20 protein-coding genes, 1 other RNA gene and 1 pseudogene are annotated in these 22,315 nt (G+C 70.2%); 7 read left to right on the plus strand and 15 right to left on the minus strand.

What is annotated here, in order from left to right; translation table 11 throughout:
• Window positions 1-60: 60 nt before the first annotated feature.
• From HBB12_RS05215 to HBB12_RS05225, 3 genes are all read right to left on the minus strand, one after another.
• Window positions 61-549 carry a dihydrofolate reductase gene (locus HBB12_RS05215; RefSeq protein WP_236988381.1) on the minus strand — a complete coding sequence of 163 codons (489 nt, stop codon included), beginning with the start codon at window positions 547-549 and terminating at the stop codon, window positions 61-63.
• A 2-nt stretch (window positions 550-551) separates the two neighbouring features.
• Window positions 552-1,346 carry a thymidylate synthase gene (locus tag HBB12_RS05220; RefSeq protein ID WP_236988382.1) on the minus strand — a complete coding sequence of 265 codons (795 nt, stop codon included), beginning with the start codon at window positions 1,344-1,346 and terminating at the stop codon, window positions 552-554.
• 156 nt (window positions 1,347-1,502) lie between these two features.
• Window positions 1,503-2,162, minus strand: coding sequence for a CPBP family intramembrane glutamic endopeptidase (locus tag HBB12_RS05225; protein ID WP_236988383.1), 660 nt, complete (start codon window positions 2,160-2,162; stop codon window positions 1,503-1,505).
• Between the two features lie 114 nt (window positions 2,163-2,276).
• Here HBB12_RS05225 and ssrA point away from each other — a divergent pair.
• Window positions 2,277-2,642: a transfer-messenger RNA gene (gene ssrA / locus HBB12_RS05230) on the plus strand.
• A gap of 43 nt (window positions 2,643-2,685) precedes the next feature.
• On the plus strand, window positions 2,686-3,333 hold the full coding sequence (locus tag HBB12_RS05235) for an SspB family protein (protein ID WP_236988384.1): 648 nt from the start codon (window positions 2,686-2,688) through the stop codon (window positions 3,331-3,333).
• 1,142 nt (window positions 3,334-4,475) lie between these two features.
• Here HBB12_RS05235 and HBB12_RS05240 read toward each other — a convergent pair.
• From HBB12_RS05240 to HBB12_RS05255, 4 genes and pseudogenes are all read right to left on the minus strand, one after another.
• Window positions 4,476-4,748, minus strand: coding sequence for a hypothetical protein (locus HBB12_RS05240; RefSeq protein WP_236988385.1), 273 nt, complete (start codon window positions 4,746-4,748; stop codon window positions 4,476-4,478).
• Between the two features lie 195 nt (window positions 4,749-4,943).
• Complete coding sequence (gene clpA, locus HBB12_RS05245) at window positions 4,944-7,421, minus strand: ATP-dependent Clp protease ATP-binding subunit ClpA (RefSeq protein ID WP_236988386.1); 2,478 nt, start codon at window positions 7,419-7,421, stop codon at window positions 4,944-4,946.
• A gap of 37 nt (window positions 7,422-7,458) precedes the next feature.
• A complete protein-coding gene (clpS, locus tag HBB12_RS05250) occupies window positions 7,459-7,842 on the minus strand; it encodes an ATP-dependent Clp protease adapter ClpS (protein WP_048443496.1) in 384 nt (127 codons plus the stop codon).
• Between the two features lie 417 nt (window positions 7,843-8,259).
• Window positions 8,260-8,586: pseudogene (locus tag HBB12_RS05255) on the minus strand (phasin family protein); the annotation flags it as partial.
• Window positions 8,587-8,914: 328 nt separating this feature from the next.
• Here HBB12_RS05255 and HBB12_RS05260 point away from each other — a divergent pair.
• Window positions 8,915-10,393: a D-alanyl-D-alanine carboxypeptidase gene (locus HBB12_RS05260; protein ID WP_236988387.1), complete on the plus strand. Its 1,479-nt coding sequence runs from the start codon at window positions 8,915-8,917 to the stop codon at window positions 10,391-10,393.
• A gap of 225 nt (window positions 10,394-10,618) precedes the next feature.
• On the opposite strand, the gene HBB12_RS05265 is transcribed toward HBB12_RS05260, so the two are convergent.
• From HBB12_RS05265 to egtB, 4 genes are all read right to left on the minus strand, one after another.
• Window positions 10,619-11,371: a DnaJ domain-containing protein gene (locus HBB12_RS05265; protein WP_236988388.1), complete on the minus strand. Its 753-nt coding sequence runs from the start codon at window positions 11,369-11,371 to the stop codon at window positions 10,619-10,621.
• 39 nt (window positions 11,372-11,410) lie between these two features.
• Window positions 11,411-12,106: a VWA domain-containing protein gene (locus HBB12_RS05270; RefSeq protein ID WP_236988389.1), complete on the minus strand. Its 696-nt coding sequence runs from the start codon at window positions 12,104-12,106 to the stop codon at window positions 11,411-11,413.
• 7 nt (window positions 12,107-12,113) lie between these two features.
• Window positions 12,114-13,094, minus strand: coding sequence for an L-histidine N(alpha)-methyltransferase (gene egtD, locus HBB12_RS05275; RefSeq protein ID WP_236988390.1), 981 nt, complete (start codon window positions 13,092-13,094; stop codon window positions 12,114-12,116).
• 62 nt (window positions 13,095-13,156) lie between these two features.
• Window positions 13,157-14,422, minus strand: coding sequence for an ergothioneine biosynthesis protein EgtB (gene egtB, locus HBB12_RS05280; protein WP_236988391.1), 1,266 nt, complete (start codon window positions 14,420-14,422; stop codon window positions 13,157-13,159).
• Window positions 14,423-14,644: 222 nt separating this feature from the next.
• On the opposite strand from egtB, the gene murI reads away from it, so the two are divergent.
• From murI to rpsD, 3 genes are all read left to right on the plus strand, one after another.
• On the plus strand, window positions 14,645-15,520 hold the full coding sequence (gene murI, locus HBB12_RS05285; protein ID WP_236988392.1) for a glutamate racemase: 876 nt from the start codon (window positions 14,645-14,647) through the stop codon (window positions 15,518-15,520).
• Between the two features lie 13 nt (window positions 15,521-15,533).
• Entirely contained in the window at window positions 15,534-16,346 is an 813-nt protein-coding gene (locus HBB12_RS05290; protein WP_336886964.1) for an alpha/beta hydrolase, read from the plus strand.
• 178 nt (window positions 16,347-16,524) lie between these two features.
• Window positions 16,525-17,142, plus strand: a complete 618-nt coding sequence (gene rpsD, locus HBB12_RS05295; protein WP_048433566.1) for a 30S ribosomal protein S4 — start codon at window positions 16,525-16,527, stop codon at window positions 17,140-17,142.
• 115 nt (window positions 17,143-17,257) lie between these two features.
• Here the strand turns inward: rpsD and HBB12_RS05300 are convergent, their stop codons facing one another.
• The 4 genes from HBB12_RS05300 to HBB12_RS05315 all read right to left on the minus strand — a co-directional run bounded on the left by HBB12_RS05300 (window position 17,258) and on the right by HBB12_RS05315 (window position 21,788).
• On the minus strand, window positions 17,258-17,689 hold the full coding sequence (locus HBB12_RS05300) for an HIT family protein (RefSeq protein ID WP_236988393.1): 432 nt from the start codon (window positions 17,687-17,689) through the stop codon (window positions 17,258-17,260).
• Between the two features lie 148 nt (window positions 17,690-17,837).
• The gene (locus tag HBB12_RS05305; RefSeq protein ID WP_236988394.1) at window positions 17,838-19,007 is read right to left on the minus strand and encodes a M20 aminoacylase family protein; all 1,170 of its coding nucleotides are present in this window, start codon (window positions 19,005-19,007) and stop codon (window positions 17,838-17,840) included.
• Between the two features lie 116 nt (window positions 19,008-19,123).
• Window positions 19,124-20,479: a serine hydrolase domain-containing protein gene (locus HBB12_RS05310; protein WP_236988395.1), complete on the minus strand. Its 1,356-nt coding sequence runs from the start codon at window positions 20,477-20,479 to the stop codon at window positions 19,124-19,126.
• Between the two features lie 88 nt (window positions 20,480-20,567).
• Complete coding sequence (locus tag HBB12_RS05315) at window positions 20,568-21,788, minus strand: GNAT family N-acetyltransferase (RefSeq protein ID WP_236988396.1); 1,221 nt, start codon at window positions 21,786-21,788, stop codon at window positions 20,568-20,570.
• Between the two features lie 155 nt (window positions 21,789-21,943).
• Here HBB12_RS05315 and HBB12_RS05320 point away from each other — a divergent pair, with 155 nt between their 5' ends.
• Window positions 21,944-22,273 carry a hypothetical protein gene (locus tag HBB12_RS05320; RefSeq protein WP_236992669.1) on the plus strand — a complete coding sequence of 110 codons (330 nt, stop codon included), beginning with the start codon at window positions 21,944-21,946 and terminating at the stop codon, window positions 22,271-22,273.
• Window positions 22,274-22,315 lie beyond the last annotated feature (42 nt).

The raw sequence follows: 22,315 nt of genomic DNA on the forward strand, positions 1-22,315 counted from the left end.
CACCCGGGAACTTGAGATGGATTCGTCGTCTCGGACGTATCGGAACAGGGACTCACCGGCTCACCGCGCGAGCGTCACGAAGCGGAAGCCGTGCTCGTCCTCGGGCCCGGCCGGATGCGCCTCCGCCGCGACCTCGCGGAAATCCGGCGGGATCGTGGGGAAATGGGCATCCCCTTCGGGCGCGACGTCGACCTCGGTGAGGTGGATGCGATCCGCATGAGGCAGGGCGAGCGCGTAGATCTCGGCCCCGCCCGCCACCATCACCTCGTCCGCTCCCGCGGCGAGGCGCAGGGCATCCTCCCACCCGGAGGCCCGCTCGGTGTCGGGCGCCGTCCAGGCGGGATCGCGGGTCATGACGATCACCCGCCGCCCCGGCAGCGGCCGGCCGATCGAGTCCCAGGTCTTGCGCCCCATCACCACCGGCTTGCCCATGGTGAGGGCCCGGAAGCGCCGCAGGTCGCTGCGCAGGCGCCAGATCAGCGCATTGTCGCGGCCGATGACGCCGTTCCTCGCGACGGCGACGATCAGGGTGACGGTGGGCGGAGCCATCGTCACACCGCCACCGGCGCCCGGATCGCCGGGTGCGGGTCGTAGCCCTCGATCGCGATGTCGTCGTAGCGGAAATCGAACAGCGAGCGCACCGAGGGGTCGAGGCGCAGGCGGGGCAGGGGGCGGATCGCGCGGGACAGCTGCTCGCGGGCCTGGGTCAGGTGGTTGGAATAGAGGTGCGCGTCGCCGAGCGTGTGGACGAAGTCGCCGGGGGCGAGATCGAGCACCTGCGCCATCATGTGGGTGAGGAGCGCGTAGGAGGCGATGTTGAACGGCACGCCGAGAAACACGTCGGCCGAGCGCTGGTAGAGCTGGAGCGAGAGCCGCCCGTCCGCGACGTAGAACTGGAACAGGCAGTGGCAGGGGGCCAAAGCCATGCGGTCGAGGTCGGCCGGGTTCCAGGCCGAGACGACGAGCCGGCGCGAATCCGGGTTGCGGCGGATCTCGTCGAGCACCCAGGCGATCTGGTCGACGCTGCCGCCGTCGGGCTTGGCCCAGCTCCGCCATTGCCGGCCGTAGACCGGGCCGAGATCGCCGTGCTCGTCGGCCCACTCGTCCCAGATCGTCACGCCGTTCGCCTGGAGATACGCGACGTTGGTGTCGCCGGCCAGGAACCACAGCAGCTCGTGGATGATCGACTTCAGGTGCAGCCGCTTGGTCGTCACCAGGGGAAATCCCTCGGCGAGGTCGAAGCGCATCTGGTGGCCGAACACCGACAGGGTGCCGGTCCCGGTGCGATCGTGCTTCTCGACGCCGTCGTCGAGGATGCGCTGGAGGAGGTCGTGGTAGGGGCGCATGGCGGACATCCTCCGCGTGACAACGGCCCGGGGCGCCGCGCGGCGCCCGGCGGGCTCCAACTCTGACCTGTGCCCGGCCGGAAAAACGGTTCCCGGCCGCGCAAGGTCGGCACGATAACGCGTCCCCGGGCCGAATCGCAGCGCCGGATTCGAGAATCAGCCGGTACTCCACACCCGCGCCAGCACCACCGCGCCGTTGCTCGCGGCGTGGAGCGCGATGCAGGGCCACAGGCTCCCGGTCCAGAGCCGCATCAGCCCGAGCGCCACCCCGAGGGGCAGGACCGAGACCGGCTGCAACAGGCCCCGCTCGGCATGGCAGAGCACGAACACTGCCGTCGCCACGGCGACCGTCGCCGCCGGGGCGAGGTGTCGCGCCAGGCGCCCGAACAGGTCGCCGCGAAACAGCATCTCCTCGGCGAGCGGCGCCAGCACCACCAGCCAGAGCGTCCAGGCCAGAAAAACCTCGCCGGAGAGGAAGGGCGACAGGCGCCAGGCCCGGACGGGCATCTGCCCAGAGAGCAGCAGCAGCCCGGCCGTCCAGGCGACCTGGAGCGGCGGCCAGGCAAGCAGGAGCCAGGCGGCGCGGCGGGGCAGGGCGGGTCGCGTGAAGCCGAGAGGCTTGCCGGGGCGCAGGCGGATCGCCGCGAGGAGCAGGAGCGCCAGGGCCGCATGCGGCAGCACCGTGAGGGCGAGCACGGCCCGCTCGTTCCCGCTCAGGGACGGGAAGGGCAGGAGGCCCGGCGGCAGGGCGGGCAGGCGGCCGAGCCCGGCCACCGCCGCGAGGACGAAGCCGAAGGCGGCGAGCTGGAGCAGCACCGCCCGCAGGATCGCGGCGGCGACGCCGAGCCAGGGCGCGCGCCGTCGGGAACCGGCGGGTCCGGATGGCGCCGGCGCATCACTTCGCGAAACGGTCGCAGAATGGTGCGGGGCGGGCTTCAAAAGCGGCACGGGACCCTCTATATTCCCCCTTGCCGGTCGCGAGGCCGGCTATGGCGATAAACGTTCTTCGGAATAAACCTATCGGACCCGGGGGCGGTACCCGGCGCCTCCACCCAAGCCCGGAACGGCCCGTTCGGTTCGGGCTTCGGCGGGGGCGAAATAGGATCGACGAGGGCGTAAAGGTAGAGCTTTCGCTCGGCATGGTTCCGCCGTTATCGGGCCAATGCAATAGTTGCCAACGACAACTTTGCTCCGGTGGCGGTGGCCGCGTAAGCGGTCCCCAATACCAAACGAAGTCCTAGCGGGTAGCACTGCATAGGCGGGGTTCGGAGGCACCTGGCAACAGAAGCCTCCACTCGAATTCCCTCCCCGCGAGCGATGCGGCGCCAGGCAACGGTTGATGGCAGACGATCTGATTCGCTACGATCTCCTGGTGCAGGATGCCCTGCGCAACGTCGTGCGCAAGGTACTGGGCGATGCGGCACGCGACGGCCTGGCCGGCGAGCACCATTTCTACGTCTCGTTCCGGACCGATTATCCCGGCGTGCGGATCTCGCAGCGCCTGCGGGAAAAATACCCGCAGGACATGACGATCGTCCTGCAGCATCAGTTCTGGGACCTCGGCGTCACCGAGCACACCTTCGAGGTCGGCCTGTCCTTCTCCGGCGTGCCGGAGCGGCTGCTGGTGCCGTTCGAGGCGGTGACCGGCTTCTTCGACCCCTCGGTGCAGTTCGGTCTCAAGTTCGAGCTGAACGACGGCACGGCCTCGACCGAGGATGCGGCACCGGCCGGCACGACCTCCCTGCGGGCGATCCGCGGTGCCGGCTCCGAGCCGAGCGAGGCGCTGCCGAAGATCCCGGCGATCGGCAGCAACCTGCCGAAGATCGTGCCTGCCGCCAAGGCCGAGGCCAAGCCGCAGGGCAAGGACGCGACCGGCAAGGACGAGTCCGATAGCGAGGCGAAGCCCGACGAGGCCGCCGAGCGCACCGATGCCCCGCAGGAGGGCGCCTCGGTGGTCAGCCTGGACGCGTTCCGCAAGAAGAGCTGACGCGCGAGGGCGGTTTCGCCCTTCCGGGTTCGCGGGAGTGAAGCATGAGGCCCGCCCGCGGGCGCGTGCCTTGCGCGGACACGCGATCGATCTTCGGTCAGGCCGTTGCGGTCGCGTACCGACTCCGCGTCGGTGTAAAGTGGCGCGCGGCGGTTCAGGGCCTGTTCGAGCGAGCCGACTGAACTCAGCCCCTCCATCGTGATCCCCAGGGTTGCGCAGCGCACGGCACGCGACACAGCAGGTCGCGCAGTGCGAGAGCGACGGCCGCCGCGCACGGAACCCTCCCCCCTCTGTGCAGGGCTGTCCGGGGACAAGAAGAGCGCGGGTAATCTCCTCTCCCCGCGGGCGGGGAGAGGGCTTCATCCCCCTTGTCGGGGATGAAGCAAGCGGAGGCGCAGCCGAAGCGAGGGTGAGGGGGTCTCGCCGGAAGAGTCTCCTCCGGAAACACCCCCTCACCATCGCTGCGAACCTGCGGTTCGCTGCTCCCTGAGCCTCTTCGGAGCTCAGGCCTCTCCCCGACCGCGGCGGGGCTGTCCGGGGAAAATCCCTTTCAAAACCAGGCGCGGGATCCCCTCTCCCGTGTGGGAGAGAGGTAGGGGCGATCGAAGATCGCGCGAGGGTGCTACGGTTCCACAGAAGCCTCGGACCGTCCCGCTGCCAGCACCACGTTCAGCGCTCTGCACGGAAGCGTGTCACCCTCACCCCCGGCCCCTCTCCCACACGGGAGAGGGGAGGCGCGCCATCCCTTTCCCCGGACAGCCCTGCCTCTGCGGGGGAGGGTTGGGCTGGGGAAGCCTTGCGACCGAGAAAGCATCAAATACCATCAGTATTGAGCTGAACGAGCGTTGTTCAGCTGACCTTGGCCGCACGTCATTGTCATGCACTGCACGTGCAGCAGAACACAGACGCTATAATCGCTGAGATTTTAGAAGGGGCCGGGCCGCATTCCAACTCGTCCTGCACCGTCAGCGATTCTAGATTGTGTTGCGCGTCCCATCAGGTCCGGGCTCTCGACTTCGTCGAGCCCCGGGATGACCATCGAGAGATCGTGGCGAGCGCGCCGGATCGTCGGCCCAGACAGGGGCAAGAACTCTCGACGGGAGCACGCGGCGGACGCCTTCCGCGACGGCGGCCGCCCCCACTCAGCGCGATTCCCGCTTCTCCAAAGCCGTCTTCACCTGCTTCAGCTGGTCGAACACCGCGCTCGGCGTCGTGCCGAAGAAGGCGAAGCCTGCATTGACCGACCAGTAGCAGGCGAACAGGATCACCGGCACCAGGATCCAGCCCAGGATCTCCTCGCCGATCTTGCGGCGGCGGCGGCGCTGCCGGCGCTTCTCGCGCCCGGTCAGCTTCGGGGAGGGCGGGGTCACCGTCGCGGCCGGGGCGAGGGGGCCCTCGTTGAGATCTCCGCTCATGGGATTCTCTCACGTCCTCTGACGCGGGGGCTTGCGAACCCTCGCGTGTCCATCCATCGCCCCGCGACAGCTCAAGGAGCCGGGGCCTCAAATGCGCATCCCGGCGGGGAGTCCCCGCCGGGATGCGCACGTCTCGCGAAGCCTCATACACGGGAGGCGGTCCGGGATCGAGGGGGCTACCCCCGATCCGCCGGGTCAGGCCCGAACCAGCGGCACCTTCGGCACCGTGCGGACCCCGCCCTCGCCGCCGCCCGAGCCGCCATCCTTCGGCTTCTTCGGCGCGGCGCGCGGGCGCTTCTGCTTCTTCGCGGCGTTCTTGGCCGCCTTCTTGGTCGCGTCCGTCACGTCCTTCTCGGGGCGCGGCATCACCGGGCCGGCCGGAAAGACGAAGCCGAGGCTCGGCTTCTCGCCGTCGGGCCGCTTGACGATCACCCGGACGGCGCCGCCGTCCTTGAGCTTGCCGAACAGCACCTCGTCGGCGAGCGGGGTCTTGATGGTCGACTGGATCAGGCGGGCCATCGGGCGGGCGCCCATGGCCTCGTCGTAGCCGTTCTCGACCAGCCAGTCCCGCGCCTCGTCGGAGAGTTCGATGGTGACGTTGCGGTCGGCGAGCTGCGCCTCGAGCTGGAGCACGAACTTGTCGACGACCTTGGCCACGACGGTCTTCGGCAGATGGCCGAAGGACACGGTCGCGTCGAGGCGGTTGCGGAATTCCGGGGCGAACAGGCGGTTGATCGCCTCCTGGTCGTCGCCGGTGCGCTTGTTCTGCGTGAAGCCGAACGCCGCCTTGGCGAGGTCGGCCGCGCCCGCATTCGTCGTCATGATGATGATGACGTTGCGGAAATCGACCTGCTTGCCGTTATGGTCGGTGAGCTTGCCGTGGTCCATCACCTGCAACAGGATGTTGAACAGGTCCGGGTGGGCCTTCTCGATCTCGTCGAGCAGCAGCACGCAATGCGGGTGCTGGTCGATGCCGTCGGTGAGGAGGCCGCCCTGGTCGAAGCCGACATAGCCCGGAGGGGCGCCGATCAGCCGTGAGACGGTATGCCGCTCCATGTATTCCGACATGTCGAAGCGCAGCATCTCGACGCCGAGGCTCGACGCCAGTTGCTTGGCCGCCTCCGTCTTGCCGACACCGGTCGGGCCGGCGAACAGGTAGGCGCCGATCGGCTTGTCGGGATCGCGCAAGCCCGCCCGGGCGAGCTTGATCGAGGCGGTGAGCGCGTCGATGGCGGCGTCCTGGCCGTAGACCACCCGCTTCAGGTTGTCGGTGAGATGCGCCAGCACCTCCGCGTCGTCCTTCGAGACGGTCTTCGGGGGGATCCGGGCCATCGTGGCGATGGTCGCCTCGATCTCCTTGACGCCGATCGTACGCTTGCGGCGGCCTTCCGGCACCAGCATCTGCGAGGCGCCGGTCTCGTCGATCACGTCGATCGCCTTGTCCGGCAGCTTGCGGTCGTTGATGTAGCGGGCCGACAGCTCGACCGCGGCCTTCACGGCCTCGGTCGTGTACTTGAGCTTGTGGAACTCCTCGAAGGAGGGGCGCAGGCCCTTGAGGATCTCGATCGCATCCGGGATCGACGGCTCGTTGACGTCGATCTTCTGGAAGCGGCGCACGAGCGCCCGATCCTTCTCGAAGTACTGGCGGTACTCCTTGTAGGTGGTCGAGCCGATGCAGCGTAAGGACCCGGAGGCCAAAGCCGGCTTGAGCAGGTTCGAGGCATCCATCGCGCCGCCCGAGGTTGCACCGGCGCCGATCACCGTGTGGATCTCGTCGATGAACATGATGGCGTTGGGATGCGCCTCGATCTCCTTCATCACCTGCTTGAGGCGCTCCTCGAAGTCGCCCCGATAGCGGGTGCCGGCAAGCAGCGTGCCCATGTCGAGGGAGAAGACGGTTGCGTCCGCCAGGACCTCCGGCACCTCGTGCTGGATGATCTTGCGGGCGAGCCCTTCCGCGATCGCGGTCTTGCCGACGCCGGGATCGCCGACGAGCAGCGGGTTGTTCTTCTGCCGGCGGCACAGGACCTGGATCGTGCGCTGGACCTCGGTCTCGCGGCCGATCAGCGGGTCGATCTTGCCCTCGCGGGCCTTCTTGTTGAGGTTGACGCAATAGGCGTCGAGCGCGTCACCCTTCTTCTTCTGGCCGCCGCGCTCGTCCTCGGCCCCGCTCGGACGTTCCGTCGGACCCTCCTCGTCGGCGCCGCGCACCGGCTTGCCCTCGGACAGGCCGGGGCGCTTGGCGATGCCGTGGCTGATGTAGTTGACCGCGTCGTAGCGGGTCATGTCCTGCTCTTGCAGGAAGTAGGCGGCGTGGCTCTCGCGCTCGGCGAAGATCGCCACCAGCACGTTGGCGCCGGTAACCTCCTCTCTCCCCGAGGACTGCACGTGGATCACCGCGCGCTGGATCACGCGCTGGAATCCCGCCGTCGGCTTGGCGTCCTGCCGGCCGTCGCCCGTGAGGTTGGCGAGCTCGGTGTCGATGTACTCGACGAGGTTGCGCTTCAAGAGGTCGACGTCGACGTTGCAGGCCCGCATGACCGCCGCCGCGTCCTGGTCGTCGACCAGGGCGAGCAGGAGATGCTCGAGCGTGGCGTATTCGTGTCGGCGCTCGCCGGCCAGCGCCAGGGCGCGGTGAAGAGCTTGTTCTAGGCTGCGTGAGAAGCTGGGCAAAGCGGGCCTCTTTGCTGGTGCCTGTCTTGGTTGGCGCTTATTTCTTTTCCATGACGCATTGCAGAGGATGTTGGTGTTTCCGCGCAAAGTCCATGACCTGCGTCACCTTGGTCTCCGCGACCTCGTAGGTGAAGATGCCGCACTCGCCGACGCCGTTCTGGTGGACGTGCAGCATGATGCGGGTCGCATCCTCGCGCGACTTGTTGAAGAATCGCTCGACCACGTGGACCACGAATTCCATCGGGGTGTAGTCGTCGTTGAGGAGCAGCACGCGGTAGAGGTTGGGCCGCTTGGTGCGCGGCTTCGTCCGCGTGATCACGGCCGTTCCCGATCGCCCGTCGCCGTTGCCGTTGCCGGGGGCGCGGGGATTGGCCGCGACCGGCCTGGTGGAGGGTTCTCCCTGCCTCGGGACCTGAGCCATCTGAATCGTACCGACCTCGCTCTGGCGACCGCGACAAACCGCACCGGCCTCTCTCGCGCGAGAGGGTCGGGGTGTGACGCGGACCGGCAGCCTATCACGTCGGCTGCCGGTACCGAGCCTAATCTATAGGCCGAGTCGGCGCTTCGCCAGTCGGCTGCGCGCTCTTGTCGTGCAGGCCCCCCGCGGGGCGTGCAGTCCCCTCGCGGGGGGGCCCGAAACGCGCGCGACCGGCACGGGGTCCCGTGCCGGTCGCGATCGCGGTCTCGATGGGTCGCGAGGGCGGCAGCCTTGTCCGCCCGCCCTCGCGTGACGCCCGACTTACGCGGCGTACTGGACCTTGGCGGCCTCGTCCTCGACCTTCTTCAGGCCGTCCTTGGCCGACGCAAAGGCGCGGTCCTGGGCCTTGAAGGCCTGCTCCTGGGCCTTGGCGACGAAGCCCTCGTACGGCTTCGCCATCTCCTTGGCGAGGTTCTGGTAGAGCTCGGTCATCTTGGTGGTCTGGGCCACGAGACGCTCGTAGGAGGTCTTCATGTATTCGGTCTGGATCTCGACCGCCTTGTCGAGCGAGCGCACGCCGGCGAGCTTCTCGAGGGTGGCGGTGCCGAGCTCGAAGGACTGCTTGGCGAAGTCGGTCGCCTCGACGGCGATCGCCTGGCTGGCCTTCGACAGGGTGCCGAAGCTGCGCAGCATCGCGTCCATGCCGTCCTTGCCGAACTTCTGGGCGGCTTCGGCCTGCTGGCTGATGGTCTGCTGGTTCATGGTCTGGTGACGCCTCCGGGAGGCGCCCCTCCTCGCGCGGCATTCAGGGCTTCGGCAGGGCAGCCCGCGCGTCGCGCCCCGCTGCCTTGCAATATGTGCAGCGCACAAAATTCGTCAAGAGCGAATTGTGCGTTGCACAATGACGCGAATCCGAGCATCGGAATTCGTCGCCGGTTAACCGGGGCGTAACCGAGCCTCCCTAGCCTGATTGACAGTGATGCCGATGCGCCACGCCGTTCGTCGCGGGGCGCGGTCGGTCCAGGGCGTCGCCGCTGTCGCAGGCGCCCTTTCCATCGAGTGGGGTATCTGCGTGATGCGTTGCGTTCACGGCCAATCTGGACCCGCGCTGCCGGCCGTGCTCGCCGCCGCGGCGGTGCTGACGGCGCTCACCGCCTCGCCCGCCGAGGCGCGCCGGCGCGCCCATCACGGCGGCGGCGGAGGCTACAACCCGCCCTACGCGGCGATGGTGGTCGATGCCAAGACCGGCCGCGTGATGCACGCGGTCAACGAGGACGCCCTGCGCCACCCGGCCTCGATCACCAAGGTGATGACGCTCTACCTGCTGTTCGAGCAGCTCGAGCGCGGCAAGATTGACCTCGACACGCCGCTGACGGTCTCGGCCAACGCCTCGCGGATGCCGCCCTCCAAGCTCGGCGTGCGCCCGGGCTCGACCGTGACGGTCGAGGAGGCGATCAAGGCGCTGGTGACCAAGTCCGCCAACGACATCGCCTGCGCCATCGGCGAGAACATCGCCGGCTCGGAGGCCGCCTTCGCCGAGATGATGACGCGCAAGGCCCATGCGCTCGGCATGAGCCGCACCCACTACGCCAACGCCTCGGGCCTGCCGGACGCCGACCAGATCACCACCGCGCGCGACCTGACGATCCTCGCCCGGGCGATCCAGGAGCGGTTCCCCAAATATTACCGCTACTTCCAGACCCGCTCGTTCGCCTTCCACGGCCGGGTGATCGGCAATCACAACCACCTGGTCGGCCGGGTCGAGGGCGTGGACGGCATCAAGACCGGCTACACCCGCGATTCGGGCTTCAACCTGATGACCTCGGCCCGCATCGGCGAGCGCCACATCGTGGCGGTGGTGCTCGGCGGCAAGTCGGTGGCGAGCCGCGACACCATCATGACGAAGCTCGTGCGGGCCAACCTGCCGGTGGCCTATGCGGGCGCCCGCACGGCGCCGCCGGTGGTCGAGGTGGCCGAGCGGCCGCGCCCCGCCGTGGTGGCGGAGCGCCCGGTCGCCACCCGCACCCTCGTGGCCTCCGCCGACGAGGACGATGCGGTCGAGACCACCAACTCCACCGGCCAGCCCCTCGACATCGCGCCCCGCGGCGGCGCCACCCCGCAATCCTCGACGAAATGGCGCGCGGGTCTCGGCGCGGTGCCGGCGAGCGCCCAGGCCTATGCGCCGGCCCCCGCTGCCGCCTTCCCGGCGGCCGGGGCCAAATACGCCTCGCGCCTGCCGGCCTCCGAGCCCGGCGAGGCCCGGGCCCCGCGCGAAGCCGCCGCGCCCGCCGCGAAGGCCGTCACGGTGACGCCCTGGGTGATCCAGCTCGGCGCCATGGACGACGAGGGCAAGGCGAAGTCGATGCTCGCCGAGGCGCGCCAGCGCAGCGGTGGGGCGCTCGGCAAGGCGGCGCCCTTCACCGAGAAGGTGACCCATGGCGGCACCACGTTGTTCCGCGCCCGCTTCTCCGGCTTCTCGGAGGCGGAGGCCGCGCAGGATGCCTGCCGGGCGCTCAAGCGCAACGGCTTCACCTGCTTCGCGACCCGGAGCTAGCAAATTTCCCCTCCCCCCTGTGGGGAGGGGTCAGGGGTGGGGGTGGTGCAGGATTGAGCGCTGCGGTGCCTCCTGCACCACCCCCAACCCCCATACCCCTCCCCACAAGGGGGAGGGGAGGCGCGCAACGCCAACACGTATGCGCCCGTAACAACCGGAAAATTCTCAAACATCCCCTGCCGCGGTGCGTCCCTGCCGCGGCGTCGTCGACACGCGCGTGGAGTATCAGCGATGTCGGTTGAGCAGAAAGTCCTTGGCCGCGTTGACGCGGGCCGCCAGGTAGTCGGACCCGCCCTGGTCCGGGTGAAGCCGCTTCATCAGGGCCCGGTGCGCCCGGCGCACCTCCTCGAGGGGCGCCCCGCGCTGAAGCCCCAGGATCTGATAGGCCTCCTCCTCCGTCATCGGCCCTGGCTGCGCCGCACCGCGCGGCCCCGGGTCGCGGTCAGCCTCAGCGTCTACGCGCCATCCGGCAAACCGGCGGTCCAGATACGCCTCTAGCAGCCGGGCGCCGTCCGGGTCGCCCATGCGGCATTCGGACAGGAGCGCGACGAGGCGCGGCAGGGCCAGGCCGTCGAGGGCCTGGCCGGCGAGCGGCCCGGTAAGCACCGTGCCGCGCATCGCGCCGCTGGCGTGATCCAGCTCCATCTCCAACAGGGCGGAGCGCACCCGCGAGACGGCATCGGCCCGCGGCGCGGCATTGCCGAGGCCGAACCGGCCGCCGAAATTGCCCATCCGTCCCAGGCCGAAGGGCAGGGGGGAGCCCTGGCGCCAGCCGAGCAGCCAGGCGCCGCCGAGGCCGAGCGCGCCGGCCATGTCGAAGCGTCCGCGTAGGAACAGGAGGGCGGCCGCGGCCAGGGCCAGCCAGCCGCCGGCCTGGCGGATCACCCGGGCGATCGTCTGGGGATTCGCATTCGCGTAGTGGCGGCCGAGCCACCACAGGCCGACGAGGACCAGGACACCGAGGCCGAGGGCGATCATGCGTTGTCCATCACCCTCAAACGCGCGAAAGGGTCGTGTCTACCCGCCGGTCATGCCGACGAGGAGCCGGCGCGCCGCCGCATCCTCATGCGCGGCCAGGCGCAATCCGTCGAGTCCCCGGGTGGCGTAGATCGCCGCGGCGCGCAGGAGCGCCGCTAGCACCTCCGGCGCCGTGAGATCGAACCGCGCCGAGGCGCCGCCGCTCAGCCGGGCGATCTCGGAAAATCCGGCGGCGACCGTCGGGTCAGGCCCTTCGTGAAAGCAGAAGGCCGGCAGCCCGAGGAGGCCGAGTTCGCCGGCGACGCCGCAGAGGTCGTCGATGTCCTCCTCGATCGCGTCGCCGACCAGCACCAGGGCCTTGACCGGGCCGCGCCCGGCCTCGTTGCGGACGTGGCGCAGGACCCGGCCGATCTGGGTCTGGCCGCCCTGGCAGGTCACCGCCCGCATCAGGCCGGTGAGCGCGCGGGCGTCAGAAACGAAGCGCGAGGCCCGGCACTCCGACAAACCCCGGAAATAGACGAGTTGCACCGCGAGGCCGCCGAGCCGGGCCGTCGCCTCGAACATCCCGGCCTGGACCCCGCAGGCGAGGTCCCAGGTCGGCTGCCGGCTCATCGTGGCGTCCAGCGCGAAGATCAGCCGCGGCGCATCGCCGACGGGCGCGGCGACCTGCCGCGCCGTCTCCAGGAAGGCGTCGACCGCCGCACCCCGCGCCCGGTCGAGGTCGGACCCGGCCATCCGCCGGTCAGTGCCGCCGGATGCTGCTGGAGGTCAGCGCATGGACCGAGAAAAGCGCCTCCGGATCGGTCCAGACCCGGGCATGCTCCCAGCCGGCGCCGCGGGCGAGCGCCCGGAAGCCCGGCACCGTGTACTTGTAGCTGTTCTCGGTGTGGATCGTCTCGCCGGAGGCGAAGTGGAACGGTACGCCCGCCACGGTGACGAGCTGGCTGCGCCGGCTCACCAGGTGCATCTCGATCCGCCCCAGGTTCTCGTCGAAGAAGGCCTGGTGGGCGAAGCCGTCGAGGTCGAAATCGGCGCCGAGTTCGCGGTTGATGCGGGTGAGCAGGTTGAGGTTGAAGGCTGCCGTCACACCGGCGGCATCGTCGTAGGCCGCGTCCAGCACCGCCTTGTCCTTCACGAGGTCGATGCCGACGACGAGCGTGGCCCCGGCCCCGAGCGTCCGGGCGAAGCTGCCAAGGAGCGCGGCGGCGATCTCGGGCTCGAAATTGCCGATCGTCGAGCCCGGGAAGAAGCCGACCTTGGGCGCGTCCCGCAGGTCGTCGGGCAGGGTGACGGGCCTGGTGAAGTCCGCCGCCACCGGCTCGACCCGCAGGCGCGGGAAGTCGCGGCCGAGTTCCTCGGCCTCGCTGCGCAGGAACTCCTCCGAGACGTCGATCGGCACGTAAGCCGCGAGATCGGTGAGGTGCGGCAGCAGGCGGCGTACCTTGGCGGTGGAGCCGCTGCCGAACTCGACGAGGGCCGCGCCCGGCGGCAGCCCGGCGGCGATCTCGGGGCCGTATTGGTCGAGGATCGCGAGCTCGGTCCGGGTGGGATAGTATTCCGGCAGCCGGGTGATCTGCTCGAACAGATCCGAGCCGCGCCGGTCGTAGAAATACTTGGCCGAAAGATGCTTCTGCGGGGCGCGCAGGCCCGCGATCACGTCCTGGAGGAAGGTCCGGTCGATGCGTGCGGGGCTCTGTTCGAGATGGGGAAGCGGGGCGTTCACGGGCAGGCACTCCGAAATCGGGCGGGCGCCGTCGCGGCACCCGGATCGAGGCGGATCACGCCTCAGGCTTGGTATCGAGATAGACGCAGGCCCGTGAACTGCCAGCGCTGGTGGGGATAGAAGAAGTTCCGGTAGGTCGGCCGGCTGTGGCCCGCGGGCGTCGCCACGGAGGAGCCGCGCAGCACGAACTGGCTGACCATGAACTTGCCGTTATACTCGCCGAGCGCGCCCGGCAGCGGCCGGTAGCCCGGATAGGCGGAATAGGCGCTGCGGGTCCATTGCCAGACATGGCCGAAGGCGGCGTCGAGGGAGTCGCAGGCCGCCTCCCACTCAGCCTCCGTCGGCAGGTCGCGCCCGGCCCAGCGGGCGAAGGCGTCGGCCTCGTAGTAGCTGACATGGGTCACCGGCAGGGCCGGATCGACGGGCTTGAGGCCGGCCAGCGTCATGCTCGACCACACTCCGTCCTGGCGCCGCCAGTAGCCCGGCGCCTCCCAGCCCTCGTTCTGGACGGCCACGAACCCGTCGGAGAGCCACAGTTCGGGCTTGGCGTAACCGCCATCCTGCATGAATTCGAGCCACTCGCCGTTGGTGACGAGGGCGCGGTCGATCTCGACCGGCCGCAGCAGCACGTCGTGGCGGGGCTCCTCGTTGTCGAAATGGAAGCCGGAGCCCGCATGGCCCATCTGCGTCACGCCGCCGTCGAGCGCCACCCGGCCCGGCTGCTGCGACAGGGCGCGCCAGCGCCAGCCCTCGTCATAGGCCGGCAGCAGCGGGTTCTGGGCGAAGGCGTGCAGGATGTCGGTGAGCATCAGCTCCTGGTGCTGCTGCTCGTGATGCAGGCCGATCTCCACGATGGCGACGATCTCCGACACTTGCGCCTCGGGGGCACCGGCGATCAGGTCGGCGACCTGGCGGTCGACATGGGCGCGGTAGGCCGCGACCTCGTCGCAGGTCGGCCGCGTGACGAGACCGCGGCTGATCCGCGGCGCGCGCGGGCCCGCCTGCACGTAGTAGGAATTGAACAGGTAGAAGTATCGCTCGTCGAAGACGGTGTAGCCCGGCACCACGGCCTTCAGCAGGAACTGCTCGAAGAACCAGGTCGTGTGGGCGCGGTGCCACTTGGTCGGGCTCGCATCCGGCATCGACTGGATCTGCTGGTCCTCCGGGGACAACGGGGCGGCGCGGCGCTCAGACTCGTCGCGGACATGGCGGAAGGCCGCGATCCAGGCGCCCCGGTCGACCGGGCGGGCATCGGCGGGCGGCGGAGGGAAGGCGGGGCGCGTCTCGTGTCGCATGTCGAGGACCTGGGCGGTCGCGGTCGCTGCCATCGGATCATCCCTCATGCGCAGACGGATCGTTCACGATCAACGTTGGTCAGGGGAATCCGTTTCTCCAGCGCGGCGTTACCGCGCAGCTTGAGGCGGGCGCCGGCCCGGCCGCTTGTGCGTTGCAGGAGAAGCGGGGCCTTTTTGCCGCCGCAGTGACCAAGCCTTAACGATCGCGCCGGACTCTCGCCGGCAACCTTCCATCCCTCTCGGTCAAGACCTCCCATGCGGTTCGATCTGATGGCCGGCACTGCCGCGGCGCCCCTGGCGCCGATCACCCGTGCCCCCGTGGTCCTCGTGTTCGATTCCGGCCTCGGCGGCCTCACGGTGCTCTCCGAGGTGCGGCGCGCCCGGCCCGATGCCCGGGTGGTCTACGCCGCCGACGATGCCGCCTTCCCGTATGGCGGCCTCGCCGAGCCGGTGCTGGTGGCCCGCGTGCTCGCCGTCATGGAGCGGCTGATCTCAGTTCACGCCCCCGACCTCGTGGTGGTCGCCTGCAACACCGCCTCGACCCTGGTGCTGCCGGCCCTGCGGCAGCGCTTCGACATCCCGTTCGTCGGCACCGTGCCGCCGATCAAGCCGGCGGCGGCCGCGACCCGCTCAGGGTACGTCAGCGTGCTCGCCACGCCCGGCACCGTGCGCCGCGACTATACCCGCGACCTGATCGACACCTACGCGGCGGGCTGCCGGGTCACCCTCGTCGGGGCGACGGGGCTGGCGGCGCTCGCCGAGGCGGCGCTCTCCGGCCTGCCGGTCTCGGACGCCGACCTCTGGGCCGAGATCGGACCCTGCTTCGTCGAGGGCGAGGCGGGACGCACCGACGTGGTGGTGCTCGCCTGCACCCATTACCCGCTGCTGCTCGCTCGCTATCAGGCGATCGCGCCCTGGCCGGTGACCTGGATCGACCCCGCCCCGGCGATCGCCCGGCGCATGACCCAGCTGATCGGCGGTCCTTCCCGGAACCTCGTCGACGACATCCCGGGTCCGGTGCTCGCCGCCTTCACCTCCGGCGACCGGCTGACGCCGGCCCTGCGCGCGGCGCTCGGTGACCGGGGCGTCGCCGAACTCGCCGTCGAGGCGATGCCGCTCGTCCTCCAGTAGAGGCTTGAGCCCTGTGACCCTGATGCGGGTGGCGGCCGGCCTGCTGCTCGTGGTCCTCGTCCTGTACGGCGCCGTCGTGGCGGCGTTCTGGTGGTTCCAGCGCGGCCTCCTCTATCCGGGACAGGGCGGTCCGGTCCCGGCGACCGGCGCCCGCCTGCCGCCCGACCTCCAGACGATCGCCGTCCCGACGCCGGACGGCGAGCGCCTGCGCGCCCTCTGGCTGCCGCCGGCCCCCGGCGCGGGCGTGGTGGTGACGTTCCACGGCAACGCCTCGCTGCCGGAATGGCACGCCGAGCGCTTCGCTGCGGGACCCTGGCGGGCGCGGGGCTGGGGCGTGATGGCGCCGGCCTATCGCGGTTATCCGGGCTCGACGGGGAGCCCGAGCGAGGCCGGCCTGATCGCCGACGGGCTCGCGGCGCTCGCCGAGGCGCGCCGCCTCGCGCCGGGGGTGCCGGTGCTGCTGCACGGCCATTCGCTGGGCGCCGCGGTCGCCGTCGCGGTGGCGGCCCGGGCCGGCGCGTCGGGCATGCTCGGCCTCTATCTCGAGGCGCCGTTCGACTCGATGACCGCGATGGCACGCCACCATTTCCGGCTCCTGCCGACGGGCCTCCTGTCCGATACCTGGCACTCCGACCGGATCATCGGCGCCGTCTCGGTGCCGATCCTGATCGTCCACGGCGATGCCGACCCGGTGATCCCCGCCAAGTACGGCGCGCGCCTCGCGCGCGCCGCCAAGGCCGAGTTCGTCGAGGTGCCGGGGGACCACGTCTCGATCCTCGGCAGCCGGGACGACGAAGCCGCGGCGCGGTTCCGACCGGGCCCCTGACTCTTGACCAAGTAAGCTTTGTCGCCTAAGAGCGCCCGGTTCGCGGGGCTCCGGTTCGGGGCCCCGAAACATTTTGCGCACCCGCGAGCGGCTCGTCACGGCCGCTCTGTCGCCCCGGTTTACGGGGGGAGGAGGGCGCGTTCCTCTCACGACGTGATGCATTTCTAGAGGACACGCGATGTCGAAACGCGTTCAGGCGAAGCACAAGCTCGATCGCCGCATGGGCCAGAACATCTGGGGCCGCCCGAAGAGCCCCGTGAACCGCCGCGAGTACGGCCCGGGCCAGCACGGCCAGCGCCGCAAGGGCAAGATGTCCGACTTCGGCACGCAGCTGCGCGCCAAGCAGAAGCTCAAGGGCTACTACGGCAACATCACCGAGAAGCAGTTCCGCCGTTACTACGCCGAGGCGATCCGCCTGCGCGGTGACTCGGGCGAGAACCTGGTCGGCCTGCTCGAGCGCCGCCTCGACGCGGTGGTCTACCGCTCGAAGTTCGTGGCGACCCCCTTCGCCGCCCGCCAGTTCGTGAACCACGGCCACATCCGGGTGAACGGCGTGCGCGTCAACATCCCGAGCTACCTCGTCAAGCCCGACGACGTGATCGAGATCAAGGAATCCTCCAAGCAGCTCGAGATCGTCGTGGTGGCGAGCCAGCTCGCCGAGCGCGACGTGCCCGACTACATCGAGGTCGACCACGGCAAGATGACCGCGCGCATGACCCGCGTGCCGACCCTGTCCGAGGTGCCGTACCCGGTGCAGATGGAACCGAACCTGGTCATCGAGTTCTACTCGCGCTAATTGCGCGACGCCGAGAACCGAGAGCTTTTGGAAAGCCGCCCGAGAGGGCGGCTTTTCTTTTTCAGGCTTGGCGCAAAATCCCCCGCATGCACCGCGGGCCGGGGATGTCGGCTCGTCAATCCCCGAGCGCCGCCCGGATCCGCTCCGCGTGCTGGGCCAGCACGGCCGGATCGGCCATGCCGTCGACGTGGCGGCGCGGCGCGACGCCCTCGTGCCGGGGCAGGACGTGGACGTGGAGGTGGAACACGGTCTGGCCGGCCGCCGCCTCGTTGTACTGGTAGACCGCGACGCCGTCGGCCGCGAAGGCGGCCTTGGCGGCCCGGGCCACGGTCCGGACCGCGGCGTAGAGGTGGCCGAGGGTGGTCGGGTCCGCATCGAGGAGGTTGCGGCTCGGCGTCTTGGGCACCACCAGGGTGTGGCCGTCGGCCTGGGGCATCACGTCCATGAAGGCGATGACGTGCGCGTCCTCGTAGACCTTGTGGCAGGGAATCTCGCCCCGCAGGATCTTGCCGAAGATGTTCTGGGGGTCGTAGGCGGTGTCCGTCATCGCATCGTTCCTGTCGGGACTCGGATCGGTTCGCGGGCCGATCGCGCCACCCGCCCGATCGTCCCGGGGCCGCGACGCGGAACCCGGGATGACGCAGGGCGAGGGCGTCGCCGGACCTTATCCGAACGCCCCTTCAGCCGGAACCGGGTCAGCCGGCCGCCGCCGCCGAACGCCGCTCGACCAGCCGCGCCAGATACGCTGCGCCGAGCGGGATGATCGCGTCGTCGAAGTCGTAGGATGCATTGTGGACGGCGGCCCCGGCCTTGCCGTCGAGCCAGGCATAGGTGCCCGGCACGGCGAGCAGCATGTCGGCGAAATCCTCGCTGCCCATCTTGGGCTCCGGCGCCGTGTCGACCTTGGCCGCCCCGAACAGCTCGGTGGCGATCTCCGCGGCGGCCCGCGTCTGGGCCTCGCTGTTGCGCAGGACCGAGAAGATGTTGCGGATGTCGACGACGATCTCGGCCCCGAAGGTCGCCGCGATGCCGGCCGCGATCTCGCGCAGGCGCTGGGCCACCAGGGCGCGGATGCCGTCGTCGAAGGTGCGGATCGTGCCGGCGAGGTGGGCCTCCTCCGGGATCACGTTGTAGGCCGCCCCGGCATGGACCTGGGTGATCGACAGCACGGCCGATTGCAGCGGGTCGGCGTTGCGGCTGACGATCGTCTGGAGCGCCTGGACCAGGGCGGCCTGGACCACGACCGGATCGACGCCGCGATGCGGCTGCGCCCCGTGGGCGCCGCGGCCGACGATGCGGATGTCGAAGAAGTCCGCTGCCGCCATCGCGGCACCGGTCCGGACCGACAGCTCGCCGAAGCGCCCGCCCGGGTTGTTGTGCAGGCCGTAGACCTCGTCGCAGGGGAAGCGCGAGAACAGCCCGTCGGCCAGCATCGCGCGGGCGCCGCCCAGTCCCTCCTCGGCGGGCTGGAAGATGAACACCGCCGTACCGTCGAAGTCGCGGGTCTCGGCGAGGTACTTGGCGGCGCCGAGCAGCATCGTGGTGTGGCCGTCATGGCCGCAGGCGTGCATCTTGCCCGGCACCGTCGAGCGGTAGGGGAGGTTCGTCGCCTCCTCGATCGGCAGCGCGTCCATGTCGGCGCGCAGTCCGATGCGCCGGGTGCTGGTGCCGCGTCCGGTCAGGACGCCGACGACGCCGGTGCGGCCGATCCCGCGATGCACCTCGATGCCCCAGGAGGCGAGCTTTTCCGCCACGATGCCGGAGGTCCGCACCTCCTCGAAGCCGAGCTCGGGATGGGCGTGGAAGTCGCGCCGGATGGCGGTGAGGGCGTCGAGGTCGGCGGCGATGCGGTCGATCGGGGACATGCGGCGAAGGCGCTCCGAACTTCGACCCGGGAGGCGGGCCGGACGGGGCGCATCCTCCGGTGTCGTCACTCACGAGTCCAGGGGCGCGGATGCATACCCGCGCCCCCGGCGACCGCTCAATCGGCGATGGCGCCGTAGACGAGCTGCTTGATCTCGCGCCGGTAGAAGGCCCGGCTCGGTCCCGGTGCCTGGGTCATCATCACCACCGCCAGGTCCTCCTTGGGATCGACCCAGAAGAACGTGCCGGCATAGCCCGCCCACATGAATTCGCCCTTGGAGCCCGGCACGCCGGCGATGCCGGCGTCTTTCCGCACCATGAAGCCGAGGCCGAAGGTGTAGCCGGGCACGCCCATCAGCAATTCGCCGGGGCCGACCACCGGCTTGATCCGGTCGCCGAGATGGTCGGCGGTCATCAGTTCGACGCTGGTGCGGCTGAGCACCCGGGCGCCGTCGAGGCTGCCGCCGTCGAGCATCGCTTGCGCGAAGCGCAGGTAATCGGCCGCCGTGCCGTAGCCGCCGGCCCCGCCGGAATCGTTCTTCGGCACCGCGCCGTCGATCAGCCGGTTCGGCGCGCCGGTGGCGGGATCGGTCGGCAGCGCCTGGGCGATCCGCCCCGCCTTGTCGGCCGGCACCGAGAAGCCGGTCTCGCTCATCTTCAACGGCCGCAGCACCCGCTCGGCCAGGTAATCGCCGAGGCGCTGGCCCGACGCCTTCTCGACCACGCGGCCGAGCACGTCGACGGCGAGGCTGTACTGCCAGACCGTGCCGGGCTGGTAGGCGAGCGGTGCGCCGGCGATCCGGCTGGTGAACTCCTCGGGATTGAGGTCGGTGGTGTTGTAGTCGAAATCCGGCTTGAACAGCCCGGCCTTGGCATAGGCCGCCTTCACCGCCGGGTTGGTGGTGATCTCGCCATAGGCGAGGCCGGCGGTGTGGCGCAGGAGATCCTGGATTGTGGGCGCACGCTCAGGCACCACCAGATCGGGCGCGGCCTCGCCGAGCGCGTTGGGGCGGGTGCCCGCCACCTTCAGGTCCTTGAACTCGGGCAGGTATTTCGAGACCGGGTCGGTGAGCTGGAGCCGGCCGTCCTCCATGAGCGTCATCGCGGCAACCGAGGTCAGCGGCTTCGTCATCGAGTAGATGCGGAAGATCGCGTCCTGAGGTAGCGGCGCCCCGGCGGCCTTGTCGCGAAAGCCGACGCTCTCGGCATAGGCGAGACGCCCGCGCCGGGCGATCATCACCACGGCGCCGGGCAGGCGGCCGGCCGCGACCTCCTCCTCCATGACCCGCTTGATCCGGCCGAGGCGCTCGGAGGACAGCCCGACCTCCTCCGGCCGGGCCGGCGCCAGGGCCTCGCCGCCGCGGGGCCTCAGGGCCTGATCCGCGAAGGCCGGAGTAACGAGCGCGGTGGCGAATGCCCCGATGCAGCCCAGCAGGAACCGGCGGGACGCGCGACCGCGTCCTCCCTCGCTCATGCGCATGGTGTCTCTCCCGAACCGGAGCCTCTTGCCGGGCCCCGTGGGGTCAGCGTAGCGGCCCGCCGATCCGGGCGCTACGGCGCCGTCAGTCGTCGCCCTTGCGGAACGGCGTCGCCTCGTCGAGAGCCTCGGCCGCCGCCTCGACGTGGCGCGCCTCGCGGGCGAGATAATCGGCGATGGCCGCGCGTAAAGACGGATCGGCGATGTCGTGGGCCGAGTGGGTGATGACCGGGCGGTAGCCGCGGGCGAGCTTGTGCTCGCCTTGCGCCCCCGCCTCGACCCGGGCGAGGCCGCGGGCGATCGCGAAGTCGATCGCCTGGTAGTAGCAGACCTCGAAATGCAGGAAGGGGTGATCCTCGATGCAGCCCCAGTTGCGGCCGTAGAGGGCGCGGTCGCCGATCAGGTTGATGGCGCCCGCCACGTACTGCCCCTCGCGCTTGGCCATCACCAGCAGGATGCGCTCCGGCATCCGCTCGCCGATGAGCGAGAAGAAGCGCCGGTTGAGGTAGGGCCGGCCCCATTTGCGCGAGCCGGTATCGACGTAGAACCGGTAGAAGGCGTCCCAATGCGCCTCCGTCAGGTCCGAGCCGGTGACCCACTCGATGGTGAGCCCGGCGGCCAGCGCATCGCGGCGCTCGCGCTTGATCGCCTTGCGCTTGCGCGAGGCCAATGCTCCGAGAAAATCGTCGAAGGTGGCGTAGCCCGCATTGTCCCAGTGGAACTGCTGGTCGACCCGGCGCAGGAAGCCGAGATCGCCCGCCCGCTCGGCCTCGGATTCGGGCAGGAAGGTCGCGTGGATCGAGGAGGCCTCGACCTGCTTGCGCAACGCCCGCAGGCCCGCGACCAGGGCGGCGGTGGCCTCGTCCGGGTCCTCGCCCGGGGCGATCAGGAAGCGCGGGCCGGTGACGGGCGTGAACGGCACGCTGACCTGGAGCTTCGGGTAGTAACGGCCGCCGGCACGCTCGAACGCGTCGGCCCAGCCGTGATCGAACACGTACTCGCCCTGCGAATGGGACTTCAGGTAGCAGGGCGCATAGCCGATCACCTGGCCGTCGCGCTCGGCGGCGACGTGCAGCGGCAGCCAGCCGGTGCGGCCGCCGACGCAAGCGGAATCCTCCAGCGCCGACAGGAAGGCGTGGCTGACGAAGGGGTTGTAGCTCTCGGCCGCGCCAGAAAGCGATTCGGCCGAGAGCGCGCAGCGGTCCCACGCGGCCGCCGCGATCTCGGAGATGCGCTGGACGACGCGGACCTGCAAGGTGCCCGTCTCCGGGGTGGCGCCGCACCCTGCTTCGCCGGTCTGTTCCATGGTGACCGGAGTTAGGTCGCGGCCGGCGGCTCGGCAATGCGGCGCGGCCTCGCAGGAGCGACGGAACCCAGGCGGAACTCTCGGGCCGCTTTGCTGATTTGTATCTCACCATGATGGACGACGACACCACGACGCGCCCGCGCGTCCCGACGGCGATGCCGAACCCGCAAGGTTCCCCAAACCCGCTCGCGCAGGCCTGGGACGACCGGATCGCCCGGCTGCTCGACCTGCTGCCGAAGCGGGTGGGCGATGCGATCGCCTGGCTGCGGGCCCCGTCCCGGCGCTGGGTCCGGATTCCGGCGGCGATCCTGCTGATCCTCGGCGGCTTCCTGGCGGTCCTGCCGGTCTTCGGCCTGTGGATGCTGCCGCTCGGCCTCGCCCTCCTGAGCGAGGACCTGCCGGGCATGAAGCCGTCGCTGGAGCGCTCGGCCCGCTGGCTGGAGGACAAGTGGACGCGGGTCGTCGCGTGGTGGCGCGGCCGGTAATCCGGCATGGAATCCGCCACCGGAAGGACGCAACCGTCCCAC

The sequence above is a fragment of the Methylobacterium sp. SyP6R genome (assembly GCF_019216885.1).
Taxonomy (GTDB): Bacteria; Pseudomonadota; Alphaproteobacteria; order Rhizobiales; family Beijerinckiaceae; genus Methylobacterium.